Annotated in this window: 12 protein-coding genes and 1 rRNA gene; 8 read left to right on the forward strand and 5 right to left on the reverse strand. The window is 61.1% G+C overall.

Features of this window, described 5'->3' with window-relative positions; all coding sequences use genetic code 11:
- Nucleotides 1-112: ribosomal RNA gene (rrf, locus tag CSQ95_RS23660) — 5S ribosomal RNA — on the forward strand.
- A gap of 230 nt (nt 113-342) precedes the next feature.
- On the opposite strand, the gene CSQ95_RS23665 is transcribed toward rrf, so the two are convergent.
- A complete protein-coding gene (locus CSQ95_RS23665) occupies nt 343-915 on the reverse strand; it encodes an acyloxyacyl hydrolase (protein WP_227742064.1) in 573 nt (190 codons plus the stop codon).
- A 106-nt stretch (nt 916-1,021) separates the two neighbouring features.
- Here CSQ95_RS23665 and CSQ95_RS23670 point away from each other — a divergent pair, with 106 nt between their 5' ends.
- Nucleotides 1,022-1,906 carry an NAD(P)-dependent oxidoreductase gene (locus CSQ95_RS23670; protein WP_257218199.1) on the forward strand — a complete coding sequence of 295 codons (885 nt, stop codon included), beginning with the start codon at nt 1,022-1,024 and terminating at the stop codon, nt 1,904-1,906.
- A 1-nt stretch (nt 1,907) separates the two neighbouring features.
- On the opposite strand, the gene CSQ95_RS23675 is transcribed toward CSQ95_RS23670, so the two are convergent.
- Nucleotides 1,908-3,101 (reverse strand): M20 aminoacylase family protein, encoded by a 1,194-nt coding sequence (locus CSQ95_RS23675; RefSeq protein ID WP_099411282.1) that lies wholly within the window; start codon nt 3,099-3,101, stop codon nt 1,908-1,910.
- 206 nt (nt 3,102-3,307) lie between these two features.
- On the opposite strand from CSQ95_RS23675, the gene CSQ95_RS23680 reads away from it, so the two are divergent.
- The 4 genes from CSQ95_RS23680 to CSQ95_RS23695 all read left to right on the forward strand — a co-directional run bounded on the left by CSQ95_RS23680 (nt 3,308) and on the right by CSQ95_RS23695 (nt 10,130).
- A complete protein-coding gene (locus CSQ95_RS23680; RefSeq protein ID WP_099411283.1) occupies nt 3,308-5,383 on the forward strand; it encodes a molybdopterin-dependent oxidoreductase in 2,076 nt (691 codons plus the stop codon).
- A 1-nt stretch (nt 5,384) separates the two neighbouring features.
- Nucleotides 5,385-6,434: an aminopeptidase gene (locus CSQ95_RS23685; RefSeq protein ID WP_099411284.1), complete on the forward strand. Its 1,050-nt coding sequence runs from the start codon at nt 5,385-5,387 to the stop codon at nt 6,432-6,434.
- 276 nt (nt 6,435-6,710) lie between these two features.
- Nucleotides 6,711-8,393 (forward strand): long-chain fatty acid--CoA ligase, encoded by a 1,683-nt coding sequence (locus CSQ95_RS23690; protein WP_099411285.1) that lies wholly within the window; start codon nt 6,711-6,713, stop codon nt 8,391-8,393.
- Between the two features lie 54 nt (nt 8,394-8,447).
- The gene (locus CSQ95_RS23695; protein ID WP_070311537.1) at nt 8,448-10,130 is read left to right on the forward strand and encodes a long-chain-fatty-acid--CoA ligase; all 1,683 of its coding nucleotides are present in this window, start codon (nt 8,448-8,450) and stop codon (nt 10,128-10,130) included.
- On the opposite strand, the gene CSQ95_RS23700 is transcribed toward CSQ95_RS23695, so the two are convergent.
- Nucleotides 10,127-11,299 (reverse strand): acyltransferase family protein, encoded by a 1,173-nt coding sequence (locus CSQ95_RS23700; protein ID WP_099411286.1) that lies wholly within the window; start codon nt 11,297-11,299, stop codon nt 10,127-10,129. The two genes, CSQ95_RS23695 and CSQ95_RS23700, sit on opposite strands and share 4 nt — an antisense overlap.
- Nucleotides 11,300-11,454: 155 nt before the next feature.
- Here CSQ95_RS23700 and CSQ95_RS23705 point away from each other — a divergent pair, with 155 nt between their 5' ends.
- The gene (locus tag CSQ95_RS23705; protein WP_099411287.1) at nt 11,455-12,321 is read left to right on the forward strand and encodes a LytTR family DNA-binding domain-containing protein; all 867 of its coding nucleotides are present in this window, start codon (nt 11,455-11,457) and stop codon (nt 12,319-12,321) included.
- Here the strand turns inward: CSQ95_RS23705 and CSQ95_RS23710 are convergent.
- Nucleotides 12,318-13,910: an alkaline phosphatase gene (locus tag CSQ95_RS23710; RefSeq protein WP_099411288.1), complete on the reverse strand. Its 1,593-nt coding sequence runs from the start codon at nt 13,908-13,910 to the stop codon at nt 12,318-12,320. The two genes, CSQ95_RS23705 and CSQ95_RS23710, sit on opposite strands and share 4 nt — an antisense overlap.
- A 21-nt stretch (nt 13,911-13,931) precedes the next feature.
- A complete protein-coding gene (locus tag CSQ95_RS23715; protein WP_226939493.1) occupies nt 13,932-14,297 on the reverse strand; it encodes an acyl-CoA thioesterase in 366 nt (121 codons plus the stop codon).
- A gap of 136 nt (nt 14,298-14,433) precedes the next feature.
- Here CSQ95_RS23715 and CSQ95_RS23720 point away from each other — a divergent pair, with 136 nt between their 5' ends.
- Nucleotides 14,434-16,284 carry an ABC transporter ATP-binding protein/permease gene (locus CSQ95_RS23720; protein WP_099411324.1) on the forward strand — a complete coding sequence of 617 codons (1,851 nt, stop codon included), beginning with the start codon at nt 14,434-14,436 and terminating at the stop codon, nt 16,282-16,284.
- Nucleotides 16,285-16,409 lie beyond the last annotated feature (125 nt).

The raw sequence follows: 16,409 nt of genomic DNA on the forward strand, positions 1-16,409 counted from the left end.
CTGATGACCATAGCAAGTTGGTCCCACCCCTTCCCATCCCGAACAGGACCGTGAAACAACTTTGCGCCGATGATAGTGCTGCAACCAGTGTGAAAGTAGGTTATCGTCAGGCTTGTTATTCGCAGTAAGAGAAAAACCCGTCAAGCAATTGGCGGGTTTTTTTTCGTCTGGTGGTTTTAGCGTTAGCCCCAAGCGAAGGCTGGGGTCAGACCCCCATCGGCGATAGTACAAGCCCCTGAGTTTGCGGCATGGAGGGTCTGACCCCGGCTGTTCATCAGCTGCCAATGCAACAGACGAAAAAAAGGCAGCGCTGCGCGCTGCCTTTGTCATTTATCAAACCAATTAAAAGTGATAAGCGACTTTGACGTTCATGTAATTGACGCCGCTGTTCGGTTTCTTGTAGCCGCCGTTCGAGAAATGCTGGATTTTCGCAGCGACTTCCCATTTGTTATTGAAGACATACCCGATGCCGATATGGTCGCCGAACTGGAAGTGGGTCGACAGGCGGTTATCGTCGTTATCGTACAGCTTGGACAGCATGTGCACGCCAATGCCGCCTTCCGCGTAGAAGCCCAGCTTATTCGTGTTTTCAAAGCGGAAGACAGGGGTAAAGCCCAGGTCCCACAGTTTTTGATGCTGGCCAGGAACGTTGCGATAGCTCTTGCCATCCCAACCGCCGATGCTGGCATCCCAGTAACCGCTCAGCTGCGTGCCATTCGATACAAACCAGGCCTTATCCCAGTTCGAGGTCACGCCAGCACGCAACATCTGTACTTTGACGCCCTTGGCATATTCGCCGTAGACGGAGTCGATCAGTTTGTCGTCGGCGGCAAAGCCGGCGTTGGCCGCCATCAGCGCGGTGACGGCGGCGATGGATTTGAGGAGATTCTTCTTGAAGAACATAGAGGCTTTCATCGTAAAATTGGCCGTTAGGCTTGTCTTGTTTGTACAGGCACCTTGCTTTGCATGCCGCTCTCGCCACTTGTTGATCTCAGGGGTTCAATTGACATTCTCTACAAAAATCGCATTTCTTGGTATCGGTCTGATGGGGGATCCGATGGTCCGGTGCCTGCTACGCGCTGGATATTCTGTCACAATTTGGAATCGCACGCACAGCAAGGCCGAAGTCCTGCGTGCGGCAGGGGCGCAGCCGGCCGTTTCCGTGGCTGAGGCGGTCAATGGCGCGGACGTGGTCATCTCGATGCTGGAAGCCGGTCCCATCGTGGCGCAGGTGCTGCAAGAAGCGCTGCCGGCCCTGGCAACTGGCGCGATCTGGATCGACATGAGTTCCACCAGACAATCAGAAGCCCAGCAATTCCATACCACTCTGCACGCCGCTGGCCATGGCTTCATCGATGCGCCCGTGTCGGGCGGCGTCGGCGGAGCGCAGGCGGGTACCCTGGCCATCATGGCCGGCGCCAGTGCCAGCGATTACGCGCGGGTTGAATCGATTCTGGCGGCCATGGGGCGCCCGACTCTGGTGGGGCCGGCCGGCAGCGGCCAGGTTGCCAAGCTGTGCAATCAGCTGATCGTCGGCGCGACATTGACTATCGTGGCGGAAGCCTTGCTGCTGGCCCAGGCGGCCGGCGCCGATGCGAGCGCCGTACGCGCCGCTATTCGTGGCGGTTTTGCCGAGAGCAAGATTTTGGAGGTGCATGGCCAGCGCATGCTGGAGCGCAACTTTGTTGCCGGTGGCCAGGTGAAGAGCCAGATCAAGGATATGCATAACATCCTCGCGGCGGCCGAGGCGGCCCACGTCACCTTGCCGGTGACGCAACTGGTGACGCAGCGCTATGAAACCCTCGCCACCAGCCACCCGACGGCAGACCATGCGGCGGCCTTGCTGGCCCTGGAAGCGTTGAATCCGGGCCAGCGTTTGGGCACTGGTCAGGATAAGCTGAGCTGAATCAAGCGACGGGCAGGCTCGCTTCGGCCAGCTTGACCCAGAAACTGGCGCCGATCGGCAGCAGATTGTCGTTGAAGTCGTAGCTGCCGTTGTGCAAGACGCACGGGCCCAGGCCGTGGCCGCCATCGCGGTGCTCGCCATCGCCATTGCCGATAAAGATGTAACAGCCGGCCTTTTCCTGCAGGAAAAACGCGAAATCTTCCGCGCCCATCGTCGGTTCGACATTCGCGTTGACCTTGTCCGCGCCCACCACGCTTTTCATCACGTCGACGGCAAACGCCGTTTCCTTCGCATGGTTGACCAGCGGCGGATAGTTGCGCTTGAAGTGGAAATCGACTTCCGCGCCAAATGCGGCGGCCGTGTGCACGGCGATGTCGCGCATGCGCTCTTCGATCAGGTCCAGCACGGGCGTGGTAAAGGTGCGCACGGTGCCGACCAGGCTCGCGTCATCGGGAATCACGTTGGTGGCGCTGCCCGCATGGATTTGCGTGATCGACAGCACGGCCGTGTCGAGCGGACTCTTGTTGCGCGTGATGACGGTTTGCCAGCTCTGGGCGATTTGCACGGCCACCATCACGGGGTCGATGCCCTTGTGGGGCTGGGCCGCATGCGCACCCTTGCCTTTGACGGTGACGTGGAATTCATTGCTCGACGCCATCATCGGGCCTTCTACCACGCTCAGGGTGCCCGTTTCCGCGCCTGGCCAGTTGTGCATGCCGTAGATGGCATCCATGGGAAAGCGGGTAAACAAGCCGTCTGCTATCATTTCGCGCGCGCCGGCACCGCCTTCTTCCGCCGGCTGGAAGACGAGGTAGACGGTGCCGTCGAAGTTGCGGTGTTGCGCCAGGTAATGGGCCGCCCCCAGCAGCATGGCCGTGTGGCCGTCGTGGCCGCAGGCGTGCATCTTGCCCGGGTGGCGCGAGGCATGCTCGAAGGTATTCATTTCCTGCATGGGCAAGGCATCCATATCGGCGCGCAGGCCGATGGCGCGTGTCGAGGTACCATTTTTGATGATGCCGACCACGCCAGTGCGGCCTAGGCCGCGCACCACGGGAATGCCCCATTCCGTCAGTTTGGCGGCGACCACGTCCGAGGTGCGCTGTTCTTCGTAGCACAGCTCGGGGTGCGCATGCAGGTCGCGGCGGATACCTTGCAGTTCGGATTGAAACGCCAAGATCGGATCAACTAGTTTCATGGGACTCTCCTGTGGATGCTGGCACGCAGCAATGTATGGCGCGCCGGACCGCGCTTGTTTGATCAAAAACAGACGCGGCTAATAATGCATTGTAGCCCTTGTTTGCGGGGTAAATCCAGCGCACGGACCAGCTTGCCCTGACGCCAACAGCAAGCGCGCGGAATGGTTTACAGTATCGCCTTCCCCCAACGTTTTTGGATTACCCGATGACCACCACCCAAGTGCGCGCCGCCTGCCCGCTCGATTGCCCCGATACCTGCGCCTTGCTGGTCACCGTGACCGATGGGGTGGCCACCGCCGTCAAGGGCGATCCCGACCACCCGACCACGGCTGGCGTGCTGTGCACCAAGGTGTCGCGCTTCACGGAGCGCACCTACCATGCGGACCGGCTGCTGCATCCGCTGCGCCGCGTGGGCAAGAAGGGCGAGGGCAAGTTCGAGCGCATCAGCTGGGAAGAAGCATTGCAGACCATCGCCGCCCGCCTGAAACCGATCGCCGCGCGCGATCCGCAGGCGATCTTGCCGTACAGCTACTGCGGCACCATGGGCCTGGTGCAGGGCGAATCGATGTCTTCGCGCTTCTTCAACCAGCTGGGCGCTTCCCTGCTGGACCGCACCATCTGCGCGTCGGCCGGCGCCACGGGCTACCGCTACACGGTGGGCGCCAGCATCGGCACGGACCTGGAGCAGTTCCAGAACGCGAAATTGATCATCATCTGGGGCGGCAATCCCATCGCCTCGAACCTGCACTTCTGGATGCGCGCGCAAGAGGCCAAGCGCAACGGCGCCACCCTGATCGCCATCGACCCTTACCGTTCGCTGACGGCAGAAAAATGCCATCAGCATATCGCCTTGCTGCCGGGCACCGATGCGGCCCTGGCGCTGGGTTTGATGCATGTCTTGATTGTGGAAGATTTGCTCGATCATGACTACATCGAACGCTACACTGTGGGCTACGCTGCCTTGAAACAGCGCGCTTTGGCGTGGCCGCCTGAACGCGCGGCCGAGGTGTGCGGCATCACGGCCACGGAAGTGGTGGAACTGGCGCGCCTGTACGGCCACGCTTGCCGTTCCGGCGAGGGCGCCGCCATCCGTGCCAACTATGGCGTGCAGCGCGTGCATGGCGGTGGCATGGCCGTGCGCAATATCGCCTGCCTGCCGGCTCTGACGGGCGCCTGGCGCCATCCGGCCGGCGGCATGCAGCTGTCGAGCTCGGGTTCCTTCCCCGTCAACCGCAAGGCCTTGCAGCGCCCCGACTTATTGAAAGGCACGCCGCGCACCATCAACATGAGCACCATCGGCGACGATTTATTGAAAGAAAGTTCCGCCGAGTTCGGCCCGCAAGTCGAGGCAGTGATCGTTTACAACTCGAATCCCCTGGCCGTGGCGCCCGATTCCTCGAAAGTGGCGCAGGGTTTTGCCCGCGAGGATTTGTTTACGGTCGTGCTCGAGCACTTCCAGACCGATACCGTCGATTACGCCGACATCGTGCTGCCCGCCACCACGCAGCTGGAACACGTCGATGCGCATTCCACCTACGGCCATTTGTACATGATGGCGAACAATGCGGCCGTGGCGCCGCTGGGCGAAGCGAAGGCGAATACGGAAATCTTCCGCCTGCTGGCGCGACACATGGGCTTTGATGATCCATGTTTCCAGGAATGCGACGATGCGCTGGCGGCCAAGGCCTTCGATGCGACGGATGCCCGTGCCGTGCATTTCGACTGGGAATCGCTGAAACGCACGGGCTGGCAAAAGCTGGCCATGCCCGAGGCGCCCTTTGCCGAGGGTGGTTTCCCCACGCCATCGGGCAAGTGCGAGTTGTATTCCAGCGCCATGGCGCAGGCGGGACTCGATCCCTTGCCCACGTATATCGCACCGCACGAATCGCCAGCCAGCAATCCCGCGCTGGCGGCGCGTTTCCCGCTGGCCATGATTTCGCCGCCGGCGCGCAACTTCCTCAACTCCACTTTTGTGAACGTGAAAAGCCTGCGCGCGGCCGAGGGCGAGCCGCACCTTGACATCCACCCGGACGACTGTACCGCGCGAGGCATCGCGGCCGGCGACATGGTGCGCATCTTCAATGACCGCGGCAGCTTTGTCGCCAAGGCCAGGGTCACGGACAAGGCGAGGAAAGGCCTGGTGGTGGGTTTGTCCGTGTGGTGGAAGAAACTCGCCAGCGACGGCAAGAACGCCAATGAAGTGACCAGCCAGCGCCTGACGGACATGGGCCGCGCGCCCACCTTTTATGACACGCTGGTCGAAGTGGAAAAGGTTGCCTGACATGGCGCGCTGGCCGGCCCGGCTGCTTGTCGGCATGCTGTGCCTGCCGCTGGGCGGCTGCACGCAGCTGCGCTACTACACGCAGGCGGCGCAGGGACAATATGCGCTGTGGTCCGGCGCGCGCCCCATAGGTGACTGGCTCGATGACCCGGCCACCGAACCGCGCCTGAAAGTGCGCCTGGCCAAGGCGCAGCAGATCCGCCGCTTTGCCGTCAGCGAACTGGATTTGCCGGACAATGGCAGCTACAAGAATTACGCGGCCCTGCGGCGCCCATTCGTGCTGTGGAACGTGGTGGCCACGCCGGAACTGTCGCTGCAGCCGCTGCAATGGTGTTTTCCCATCGCCGGCTGCGTGAGTTACCGCGGCTATTACAGCAAGGATGAGGCGCTCGCGTATGCCGACGAGCTGCGCGCCCAGCATTACGACGTGCAGGTGGGCGGCGTGCCCGCGTATTCCACCCTGGGCTGGTTCGACGATCCCCTGCTGTCGACCTTTATCAACTACAACGATGCGGAACTGGCGCGCCTGATTTTCCATGAACTGGCGCACCAGGTGGTGTACGTGCCCGGCGATTCGGCCTTCAACGAATCGTTTGCCAGCGCCGTGGAAGAGGCGGGCGTGCAGCGCTGGCTGGCGCGCGAGGGCAATGACGCGATGCGCGCGGCCTACGCTCAGTACGCGGCGCGGCGCCAGGATTTTCTGGCCTTGCTGCTGACATACCGGGGGAAGCTGGACGCCGTGTATGCGAGCGACGCCAGCGATGCGGACAAGCGCGCGCGCAAGGCGCAGGTGTTTGCAGCATTGCAAGACGCGTATCAGGTGCTCAAGCAAAACTGGGGCGGTTTTGCCGGTTACGACCGCTGGTTCGAGCAGCCCTTGAGCAATGCGCACCTGGCATCGGTGTCTACCTACAATGAATTTTTGCCTGCCTTTAAAAAATTGCTGGAAGAAAAAAAGAACTTTCGTGCTTTTTATGCTGCAGTGCACACAATGGCCCAGATCAAGAAGCCTGAGCGCAGGCATGCGCTGGAACAATTGTCCAGCCCCTGACCCGTAAAGATTGTCCAGTACGCCGAGGCAAGCGATTCGGTAACAGCGTATTTATCATGCTGCAACGCAGCATAAAAAGGCCTTAGAGTTGCTGCTCGAATACTGTTGAAAGCGCTTGCATGGAAGCGCGGCGCCCGATAGCATCGCATTAGTAGCATAGAGCAATTGCTCGTCAGAATGCTCAAACTGACTGCAGGACGACAGAATCCGCAGCGATGATCCGCGTCGGCAAGATGCGCCGGCTCCCCCACGATTATTCGAGACAAGAGGCACAGGATGGAAAAAATTTGGCTGAAGTCGTATCCTCCCGGCGTCCCCGCCGACATCGATCCTGATCAATATCGTTCGCTGGTGCATTTGCTGGAAGAAGCGTTTCAAAAATATGCGGATCGCAATGCCTATGTCTGCATGGACAAATTTCTCACCTATGCCGAACTCGATACCTATTCGCGCCAGCTGGGGGCCTTTCTGCAAAGCCGTGGGCTGAAGAAGGGGGCCAGGGTGGCCCTGATGATGCCGAACGTGCTCCAGTATCCGGTCGCGATCGCGGCCGTGCTGCGCGCCGGCTACACGGTGGTCAACGTCAACCCTTTATATACGCCGCGCGAACTTGAGCACCAGCTCAACGATTCGGGCAGCGAAGCGATCATCGTGCTGGAAAATTTTGCCCATACGGTCGAGCAAGTATTGAGCAAGACGGCCGTCAAGCACATCGTCGTCGCCAGCATGGGCGAAATGCTCGGCGGCTTGAAGGGCATGATCGTCAATTTTGTCGTGCGCAACGTCAAGAAGATGGTGCCCGCGTATTCCTTGCCGAACGCCATGCGTTTCAAGCAGGCGCTGGCGCTGGGCAGCCGCATGAAGCTCACGCCCGTCGAGCTGAGCATCAACGATCCCGCTTTCCTGCAATATACGGGCGGCACGACGGGCGTGTCGAAAGGCGCGACCTTGAGCCACCGCAATGTGATCGCCAATGTGCTGCAAAGCGAAGCGTGGTCGGGCGCGGCGCTCGACCAGAACAGCAAGGAACAGATGATCGTCGTCTGCGCCCTGCCGCTGTACCATATCTTTGCCCTGACGGCTTGCGCCATGTGGGGCACGCGCGTGGGCGCCCTGAATATCCTGATCCCGAATCCGCGCGATATCCCGGGCCTGATCAAGGAACTGGGAAAATACAAGTTCAACCTGCTGCCTGCGGTCAATACGCTGTATAACGCGCTGGTCAACCATCCCGATTTTGCCAAGCTCGATTTCTCGGGCTTGAAGATCGCCAATGGCGGCGGCATGGCGGTGCAGCAAGCCGTCAACGACAAGTGGCTGCAGGTGACGGGCGTGTCCATCATCGAAGGCTATGGCTTGTCGGAAACCTCGCCTGTCGCTACCTGCAACCGCGCTGACAGCACGGCGTTCTCCGGCACCATCGGCTTGCCGATTCCGTCGACCGATATCGCCATCCTCGACGATGACGGCAAGGAAGTGCCGCTGGGCCAGACGGGCGAGATCGCCATCCGTGGCCCGCAAGTGATGAGCGGCTACTGGAACCGTCCCGATGAAACGGCCAAGGTCATGACACCGGACGGCTATTTTAAATCGGGCGACGTGGGCATCATGGACGAGCGCGGCTACGTGAAGATCGTGGACCGCAAGAAAGACATGATTCTCGTCTCCGGCTTCAATGTGTATCCGAACGAAGTCGAAGCCGTCATCGCGGCCCATCCGGGCGTGCTCGAATGCGCGTGCGTGGGCGTGCCCGATGAACACTCGGGCGAAGCCGTGAAAGTATTTGTCGTGCGCAAGGACCCGAACCTGACCCAGGCCGTGCTGGCCGCGTATTGCAAGGAGCAGTTCACGGGCTACAAGCGGCCGAAATACATCGAATTCCGCGATGAACTGCCGAAGACCAACGTCGGCAAGATTTTGCGTCGCGCCTTGCGCGATGAATCGAAGATAGCAGCATAAACAGTGTGGATGCGCCAGGAGGCGCATCCCTTTTACAGATAAAGATGAGGCGAGATGGACAAGATTTGGTTGAAGTCGTACCCGGACAGCGTGCCCGCAGAGATTGATTGCACGCAATACCGTTCCGTCACGCATTTGCTGGAAGAGTCGTTCCAGAAATATGCGGACCGCAATGCCTTCGTGTGCATGGATAAATTCCTGACCTACCGCGAGCTCGACCAGTTGTCACTGCAGATGGGCGCCTGGCTGCAAAGCAAGGGGCTGCAACGGGGCGCGCGCGTGGCGATCATGCTGCCGAACGTGCTGCAATATCCGGTCGCCATGGCGGCGATCCTGCGCGCCGGCTACACGGTGGTGAACGTCAATCCGCTGTACACGCCGCGCGAACTGCAGCACCAGCTGGTCGATTCGGGCAGCGAAGCGATCATCGTGCTGGAAAACTTCGCCACGACGGTCGAACAGGTGTTGCCGCATACCCAAGTCAAGCACGTGATCGTGGCCACCATGGGCGACTTGCTGGGCGGCTTGAAGGGCACCATCGTCAACTTCGTCGTGCGCAAGATCAAGAAAATGGTGCCTGCGTTCTCCTTGCCGAACGCCATCAGTTTCAACAAGATGCTGGCCGAGGGTGCACGCTTGAGCCTGACGCCGGTGCAGCAGGGGCATGACGATATCGTCTTCCTGCAATACACGGGCGGCACGACGGGCGTCTCAAAAGGCGCGATGCTGTTGCACCGTAACGTGATTGCCAACGTACTGCAAAACGAGGCGTGGATGGCGCCCGTGATGACGCCTGAAATGCGCGCCACTTCGATGGGATTCATGTGCGCCTTGCCCCTGTATCACATCTACTCGCTGACGGTCAGCGCCCTGATGGGCATGCGCCTGGGTGGCATGTGCGTGCTGATTCCCAACCCGCGCGACATCCCTGGTTTCGTCAAGGAATTGAGCAAGCACAAGATCGTCGTCTTCCCGGCCGTCAATACCTTGTACAACGCGCTGCTGAACAATGCGGACTTCGCCAAGCTCGATTTCTCCAGCTACAAAGTGTGCAACGGCGGCGGCATGGCCTTGCAACGCAACGTGGCCGAACGCTGGCTGAAACTGACGGGCTGCCCGCTGATCGAAGGCTATGGCATGTCGGAAACATCACCCGTGGTGACGGGCAACCGCGTCGATATCACGGAATTCACGGGCACCATCGGCTTGCCTTTCCCGTCGACGGAAGTGGCGATTCTGAATGATGACGGCGTGGAAGTGCCGCTGGGTGAGCCGGGCGAAATCGCCGTGCGCGGCCCGCAAGTGATGGCGGGATATTGGCAGCGTCCGGACGAGACGGCCAAGTCGATGACGGCCGACGGCTACTTCAAGACGGGCGACGTGGGCGTCATGGACGAGCGCGGCTATGTAAAAATCGTAGACCGCAAGAAAGACATGATCATCGTCTCCGGCTTCAATGTGTATCCGAACGAGGTGGAAGACGTGGTCGCGTCCTGTCCGGGCGTGCTCGAATGCGCATGCATCGGCGTGCCGGACGCCAACGCGGGCGAAGCCGTGAAAGTGTTTGTCGTGCGCAAGGACCCGAACCTGACGGTGGAGCAGATCCGCGAGCATTGCAAACATGAATTGACGGCTTACAAGAAACCGAAATACATCGAGTTCCGCGATGAATTGCCGAAGACGAATGTCGGCAAGATCTTGCGCCGTCAATTGCGCGACGAAAAGAAAGTAGCTTAATTCGCCGCCAAGGCCGTGTCCGCCGCTACGGCTTGCCGTGGCCTGGCGGGCAGGCCGAAGCAGGGGCGCAGCCAGTGCACTTTGCTGATCAGCAGCGACGTCCCCAACCAGCAAGTCGCCACCGTGCCAGCCAGTATCAGCAGCGGTTCCAGCACGGGACTCAGCTTCAGCGGCACCAGCCAGTAAGCCAGCAGGATAATCGCGCTCTGGTGCAGTAGGTACCAGGGAAACACAGCCTGGCGCGCCCACGGCAGCCAGGCAAAAGGTTTATTCAGCAAGGTGTGCGACCAGCCCAGGATGGCGCAGATGGCCAGCCACATGTATAGATTACGCATGGGCCAGGAGCCGAACGAGGCCCAGGTCAGCAGGTTTTCCGAATATATCTGGTCGAAAAACATATACACGGCAAACGCGCCCAGGCCCAGCCACAGCGTATGCCAGCGCAAGCGCGCCAGTTCCGCCCACAATCCCTTGTCATTGCCCAGCCACCAGCCATACAGGAACAGCGTGAAATACATGGCGTGCGCATACCAGTCGCGCACCAGCGCATGGGTTTCCGGATAGCGCATTTTGAGGAAGACCATTGCCGCCAAGGGTGGCAGGGCAGGCAGGACCAGCAGACGCCAGCCGTGCAAGCGCTGGAACCGGGGGCGCAGCGCCGTCAGCAGCGGCTGCAGCGCCACCAGTACGATGATGTACAGCAGCAAGTACACGAGATACCACAGGTGGTTCCAGGTAAAGCCATATTGCCAGCCATCGAAGGCGCCTGCCGGCCAGGCATGGCCGCCAAAGTAATGCAGCAGGAACTGCCCATATCCAGGCTCGACCAGGCCCTTGCTGACCCCTTCGCAATACGGCTGGATGGGAATGATGACGGCCATGCCGAACAGCAGCGGCAGCAGCAGCCGCTTGGTCCTGCGCCACAGGAAGGCGCCGCGCGAGGCCTGCGTCATCATGGCGCACGAGACGCCGGAGATGAGGAAGACGATTTCCATGCGCCAGCGGTTGAGGAAGATCAGCGGCATGTTCAAGGCATCGGTGGCGTAGCTGCTGTGCATGTGAAAGTGCCATCCATCCATGTACAGCAGGGCAGTGTGATAGACAATCAGCAGGCTGAAGACGAGAAAGCGCAAGGCGTCGATATCGTGACGGCGGGAGGCTATGGTCATGATCGTGGGCGAGTGGTGAAGGAAACCACAGCATAGGCAGCGACGGGGCAGCGTGCCAGCGAAATGGGACCAGCGGACGGCTGGCTGGGACGAATGGATCGCCTGGGACGGGTGTGGGACCTTACAATCATGTAACTCATTCAAGCCCCCAAACCATGCACATCGCTTCCACTGACCTGTTGCAACGTTATCAACGCTGGCGCCGCGTGGCCGAGCCGGGATTCTGGATCGTGCTGTATCTGCTGCAGGCCAGCGTCAACAGCTGGCTGGTCTGGCTGGACCTGCAGCGCGCCGGCGTCAATACGCCATTCTGGGAAGTGGCCGTGTGGGAGTGGAGCAGCAATCTGGTGCTGCTGGCGCTGGTGCCCGTGGTCGTGCTGGCGGGACAGTACCGGCCGCTGCAGCTGGTGTTCCAGCGCCAGAACCTGCGCTGGCACCTGGCCGCGTCGGTCGCCTACAGCCTGGTGCATGTGGCGGCCATGGTGGCCTTGCGCAAGCTGGCGTACTGGAGCGCCGGCAGCGCTTACGATTTCGGTCATTGGTGGCGCGAGTTGCCGTATGAATACCTGAAAGATGTGCGTGCTTACTTCCTCGTCCTGCTGGCCGTGGGCTTTTACCAGTTGCTGCTGATGCGCTGGCAAGGCGAGGCGACCTTGCTGGGCGAGCCCGATGAAGGGCCCGCCGTGGAACCGGTGCAGCAGCCGGAGCGGTTTCTGGTGCGCAAGCTGGGCAAGGATTTTCTGTTGCCGGCTCTTGAGATCGAATGGATACAGGCTTGGGGCAACTATGTGAACCTGCATGTGCGCGGGCACGATTATCCGCTGCGTTCGACCATGGCCGCCATCGAGCGCCGCCTGGACGGCAAGCGCTTTGTGCGCGTGCACCGCAGCTATATCGTCAACCTCGATTTCGTGCAGACCATCATACCGCTGGAATCGGGCGACGCGCGCGCCGTGCTGTCCACGGGCGGCGAAGTGCCCGTCAGCCGGCGTTACCGCGACGCCTTGAAAAGCGTAGCTTAGCTGCGTTGCAGGCCCGCCTTGCCGTCCTGCACGGTGAAGCTGGCCAGTGTCGCGATGCCGGATGTGCTGTCGCGTACATTTTCCAGGCCCTGGAACAGAGCCGTGCTTTTTTCTGGCGTGATCTCCAGCAACATATAGCCGCGCTTGTCGCTGCGTCCGTAGCGGATGTGCGGGTTCATCGCCACGTACTGGTCGGTGCGCGCCTGCGGGCGGGAACTCGACGTGATCGAGGTGCCGCAAAACTCGGTCGCCAGCACGGGATTATCCTTGCCGGTGGGCCGCATGGCGTTGCGGCTCAGTTCCGTCGCATAAAAGGTGTGCACGTCGCCCGACAACACCAGCGGATTGCTGGCCTTGCTGCTGCGCAATGCGTCGAGCAGATGCTGGCGCGCCATGGGATAGCCGTCCCAGCCATCGGTCCAGACGCGCTCTTCGCCGGGCCGCACGATGGGTACCTGACTCGATTGCGCCATCAGGGTTTGCTGAGCCAGGATATTCCAGCGCGCCGGGGAATCATCGAGACCGGCTTGCAGCCAGCGCTGCTGTTCCTCGCCCAGCATGGTGCGGTCGGGCTTGAGCAAGTCGGGACAGTTGCGCGTGGTGACGGAATTGGAGCCGCCACGGCCCGGTTTGGCGCAGGCGTGGTAGGCGCGGTATTGCCGGTCGTCCAGCACGTGGAAGCGCGCCAACCGGCCCCAGTCGTAGCGCTGGTAGATGCGCATGTCGACAAAGCCGCGCCGCCCCAGCGGCAGCAGGCGCAGCGGCATGTGCTCATAAAACGCCTGGTAGGCGGCCGCGCGGCGCTGCAGGAAGGTGGGCGTGAGCAACTCGTCGCGGTCGTTGCCGTAGTCGTTGGCCACTTCATGGTCGTCCCAGGTGACGATCCACGGCGCGGCCAGGTGCGCGCCCTGCAAGTCGCGGTCGCTCTTGTATTGCGCGTAGCGGGCGCGGTACTCGTCCAAGGTAAAACTTTCGTGCGTGCGCACGGCCCGGCTCGGGTGCTGCAGCTGGTACGGCCCCCACTCATAAATGTAATCGCCGAGGAAGGCCACCAGGTCGGGCGCCGCCGCCGCGATGTGCCGGTGCGCCGCATACGCGCCGAATTCCCAGTGCTGGCATGAGGCGACGGCCAGTTTCAGCGAGGCAGGCATGGAGCCGGGCTCGGGCGCCGTGCGCGTGCGGCCCACGGGGCTGACGGCGTCACCCAGCATGAAGCGGTACCAGTACCAGCGTCCGGGCGCCAGACCGCCCGCGTCGACGTGCACGCTGTGCGCGAGGGCGGGCGTGGCGGTCGCTTGCCCCTTGGCGGCGATGCGCCGGAAAGCCTCGTCTTCGGCCACTTCCCAGCGCACGTTCAGGGCGATGGCGGGCGTGGCGGCTGCGTGCAGCGGGTCGTAGCAGATGCGGGTCCACAGCACGACGGCGTCGGGCAAGGGCGAGCCGGAAGCGACGCCGAGCGCAAACGGATAGCCGGTGCCATTGAGGCGCGTGGCGGCGCTGGCGCTGGAACCGGACAGCACGCTGCCGGTCGCGGCCAGTGCCGTGATGCGCGCAGCGCTCAGCAAGAAGATGCGGCGCTGGCTATCCATGGTGTGGAATGATTACGACAATCAAGACGCCAATAAGGTCTCGATGGGCGGCACCTTGCGCGGCTTGCGGTCGGAGTCCGTCGCCACGTAGATCAGGGTTGCTTCCGTGACTTTCACGATGCAGGCCTGCAGGCGGTTGCGCTCGGCATACACCTCGACATTGACGGTGATCGACGTATTGCCCACCTTGACGATGTCGGCGTAGAAGGACAGCAGATCGCCGACGAAGACGGGGTTTTTGAAGACAAAGGAATTGACGGCGATGGTGGCGACACGGCCGTTGGCGCGCCGCGTGGCCGGCAGGGAGCCGGCGATATCGACTTGCGCCATGATCCAGCCGCCGAACACGTCGCCGTACACATTGGCGTCGGACGGCGCGGGCATCATGCGCAGTTCGGGCATTTTTCCGGCGGGCAGGCCGGAGGCGAGGCAGTTGTCGGGACGGTCTGGGGAGGTGCTCATCTTTTATTCTCATGAAAGGCTACAATTGCTGCGATTGAACCATAAAAAGCCGACCTTCGCCATGCGCCGTTCCCAGACTCCCCCTCCGCCCCGCTCGCCAGCTTCCGCCAGCCACAGCGATTTCGCCACCATCAAGACCTTGCTGCCCTACCTGTGGGTCTACAAATGGCGAGTATTGCTGGCGCTGCTATGCCTGGTGGGCGCCAAGCTCGCCAACGTGGGCGTGCCCCTGATCCTGAAAAAACTCGTCGATGCCATGACGATCACGGCCGCGCATCCGCAAGCGCTGCTGGTGCTGCCCGTGGGCTTGCTGGTGGCGTACGGCTTGCTGCGCCTGTCAACCACCTTGTTTACGGAATTGCGCGAATTTCTGTTCGCCCGGGTCACGCAGCGCGCCGTGCGCACCATCGCCCTGCAAGTGTTCCGCCACCTGCATGCGCTGTCCCTGCGTTTCCATTTGAACCGCCAGACGGGCGGCATGACGCGCGATATCGAACGGGGTACGCGCAGCGTCGGCTCGCTCATTTCCTACACCCTGTTCAACATCCTGCCGACCCTGGTGGAAATCACCCTCGTGCTCGGCTATCTGATCTTGCATTACGATATCTGGTTCACCGTGATCACGGCGGTGGCGCTCGTGTCGTACATCGCGTTCACCGTCTTGGTGACGAACTGGCGCACGCATTTCCGTCGCACCATGAACGACCTCGACTCGAAGGCGAATACCAAGGCCATCGATTCGTTGATCAACTATGAAACCGTAAAATATTTCGGCAACGAGGATTACGAAGCGAAGCGCTATGACGAAGGCTTGCAGCGCTACGAATCGGCCGCCGTGAAATCGCAGACCTCGCTATCCCTGCTGAACACAGGCCAGTCCTTGATCATCGCCACGGCCGTCACCTTGATTTTGTGGCGCGCCACCGTGGGCGTGATCGCCGGCACGATGACCCTGGGCGACCTGGTGCTGGTGAATGCCTTCATGATCCAGCTGTACATTCCCCTCAATTTCCTCGGCGTCATTTACCGCGAAATCAAGCAAAGCCTGGCCGACATGGAGCGATTGTTTTCCCTGCTGAACGAGAACCGCGAAATCGCCGATACGCCGGACGCCAAACCGCTCGTCACGCGGGGTGCGGCCGTGCGTTTCGAGCACGTGAATTTCAGCTATGAAGCCAAGCGGCAAATCCTGTTCGACGTGGATTTCCAGATCCCCGCCGGCACGACGACGGCCGTGGTGGGCCACAGCGGCTCGGGCAAGTCGACCTTGTCGCGTTTGCTGTTCCGCTTCTATGAAGTCGATGGCGGCGGCATCACCATCGATGGCCAGGACTTGCGCAATATCACGCAGGATTCCCTGCGCGCGGCCATCGGCATCGTGCCGCAGGATACGGTGCTGTTCAACGACACCATCGAATACAACATCGCCTACGGCAAGCCGGGCGCCAGCAAGGAAGCCATCGTGGCGGCAGCCAAAGCCGCATCGATCCATGATTTTATTGAAAGCTTGCCAGATGGTTACAGCTCCATGGTGGGCGAGCGGGGCTTAAAACTGTCGGGCGGCGAAAAGCAGCGCGTGGCGATTGCCCGCACCTTGCTGAAAGACCCGGCCATTCTGATCTTCGATGAAGCCACTTCGGCACTCGACTCCAAGGCCGAACAGGCGATCCAGTCGCAGCTGAAGGAGATTGCCAAAAACCGCACCACTTTGGTCATTGCGCACCGTCTGTCGACGGTGGCCGACGCCCAGCAAATCCTCGTGCTCGACCATGGCCGCATCGTCGAGCGGGGCACGCATCCGCAATTGCTGGCGCTTGACGGCCTGTATGCGCAGATGTGGCAACGCCAGCAGGCGAATAGGGACGATGAGGCGGAAGAGGACGAGTTGGCGGGGTTGGCGCCAGCAAAATAAATCGGGAATGGGAAATCAGTAGGAAAAATGCTACAGCCGCGCCGATTCAGGCGCGCGTATAGCGCCTATTTGAGGGCAATCGCAGAAAACGGCTGGTCCGGCGCTGAAAATGAAATAAAATTAAT

The organism is Janthinobacterium sp. BJB304, assembly GCF_002735765.1.
In the GTDB taxonomy this organism is placed as follows: Bacteria; Pseudomonadota; Gammaproteobacteria; order Burkholderiales; family Burkholderiaceae_D; genus Janthinobacterium.

What these genes read in the sequence shown, in the direction of transcription:
- CSQ95_RS23700 (WP_099411286.1), bottom strand. Translation starts at nt 11,299, where the DNA reads ATGACCATAGCCTCCCGCCGTCACGATATCGACGCCTTGCGCTTTCTC.
- CSQ95_RS23695 (WP_070311537.1), top strand. Translation starts at nt 8,448, where the DNA reads ATGGACAAGATTTGGTTGAAGTCGTACCCGGACAGCGTGCCCGCAGAG.
- CSQ95_RS23705 (WP_099411287.1), top strand. Translation starts at nt 11,455, where the DNA reads ATGCACATCGCTTCCACTGACCTGTTGCAACGTTATCAACGCTGGCGC.
- CSQ95_RS23690 (WP_099411285.1), top strand. Translation starts at nt 6,711, where the DNA reads ATGGAAAAAATTTGGCTGAAGTCGTATCCTCCCGGCGTCCCCGCCGAC.
- CSQ95_RS23680 (WP_099411283.1), top strand. Translation starts at nt 3,308, where the DNA reads ATGACCACCACCCAAGTGCGCGCCGCCTGCCCGCTCGATTGCCCCGAT.
- CSQ95_RS23710 (WP_099411288.1), bottom strand. Translation starts at nt 13,910, where the DNA reads ATGGATAGCCAGCGCCGCATCTTCTTGCTGAGCGCTGCGCGCATCACG.
- CSQ95_RS23665 (WP_227742064.1), bottom strand. Translation starts at nt 915, where the DNA reads ATGAAAGCCTCTATGTTCTTCAAGAAGAATCTCCTCAAATCCATCGCC.
- CSQ95_RS23675 (WP_099411282.1), bottom strand. Translation starts at nt 3,101, where the DNA reads ATGAAACTAGTTGATCCGATCTTGGCGTTTCAATCCGAACTGCAAGGT.
- CSQ95_RS23715 (WP_226939493.1), bottom strand. Translation starts at nt 14,297, where the DNA reads ATGATGCCCGCGCCGTCCGACGCCAATGTGTACGGCGACGTGTTCGGC.
- CSQ95_RS23685 (WP_099411284.1), top strand. Translation starts at nt 5,385, where the DNA reads ATGGCGCGCTGGCCGGCCCGGCTGCTTGTCGGCATGCTGTGCCTGCCG.
- CSQ95_RS23720 (WP_099411324.1), top strand. Translation starts at nt 14,434, where the DNA reads ATGCGCCGTTCCCAGACTCCCCCTCCGCCCCGCTCGCCAGCTTCCGCC.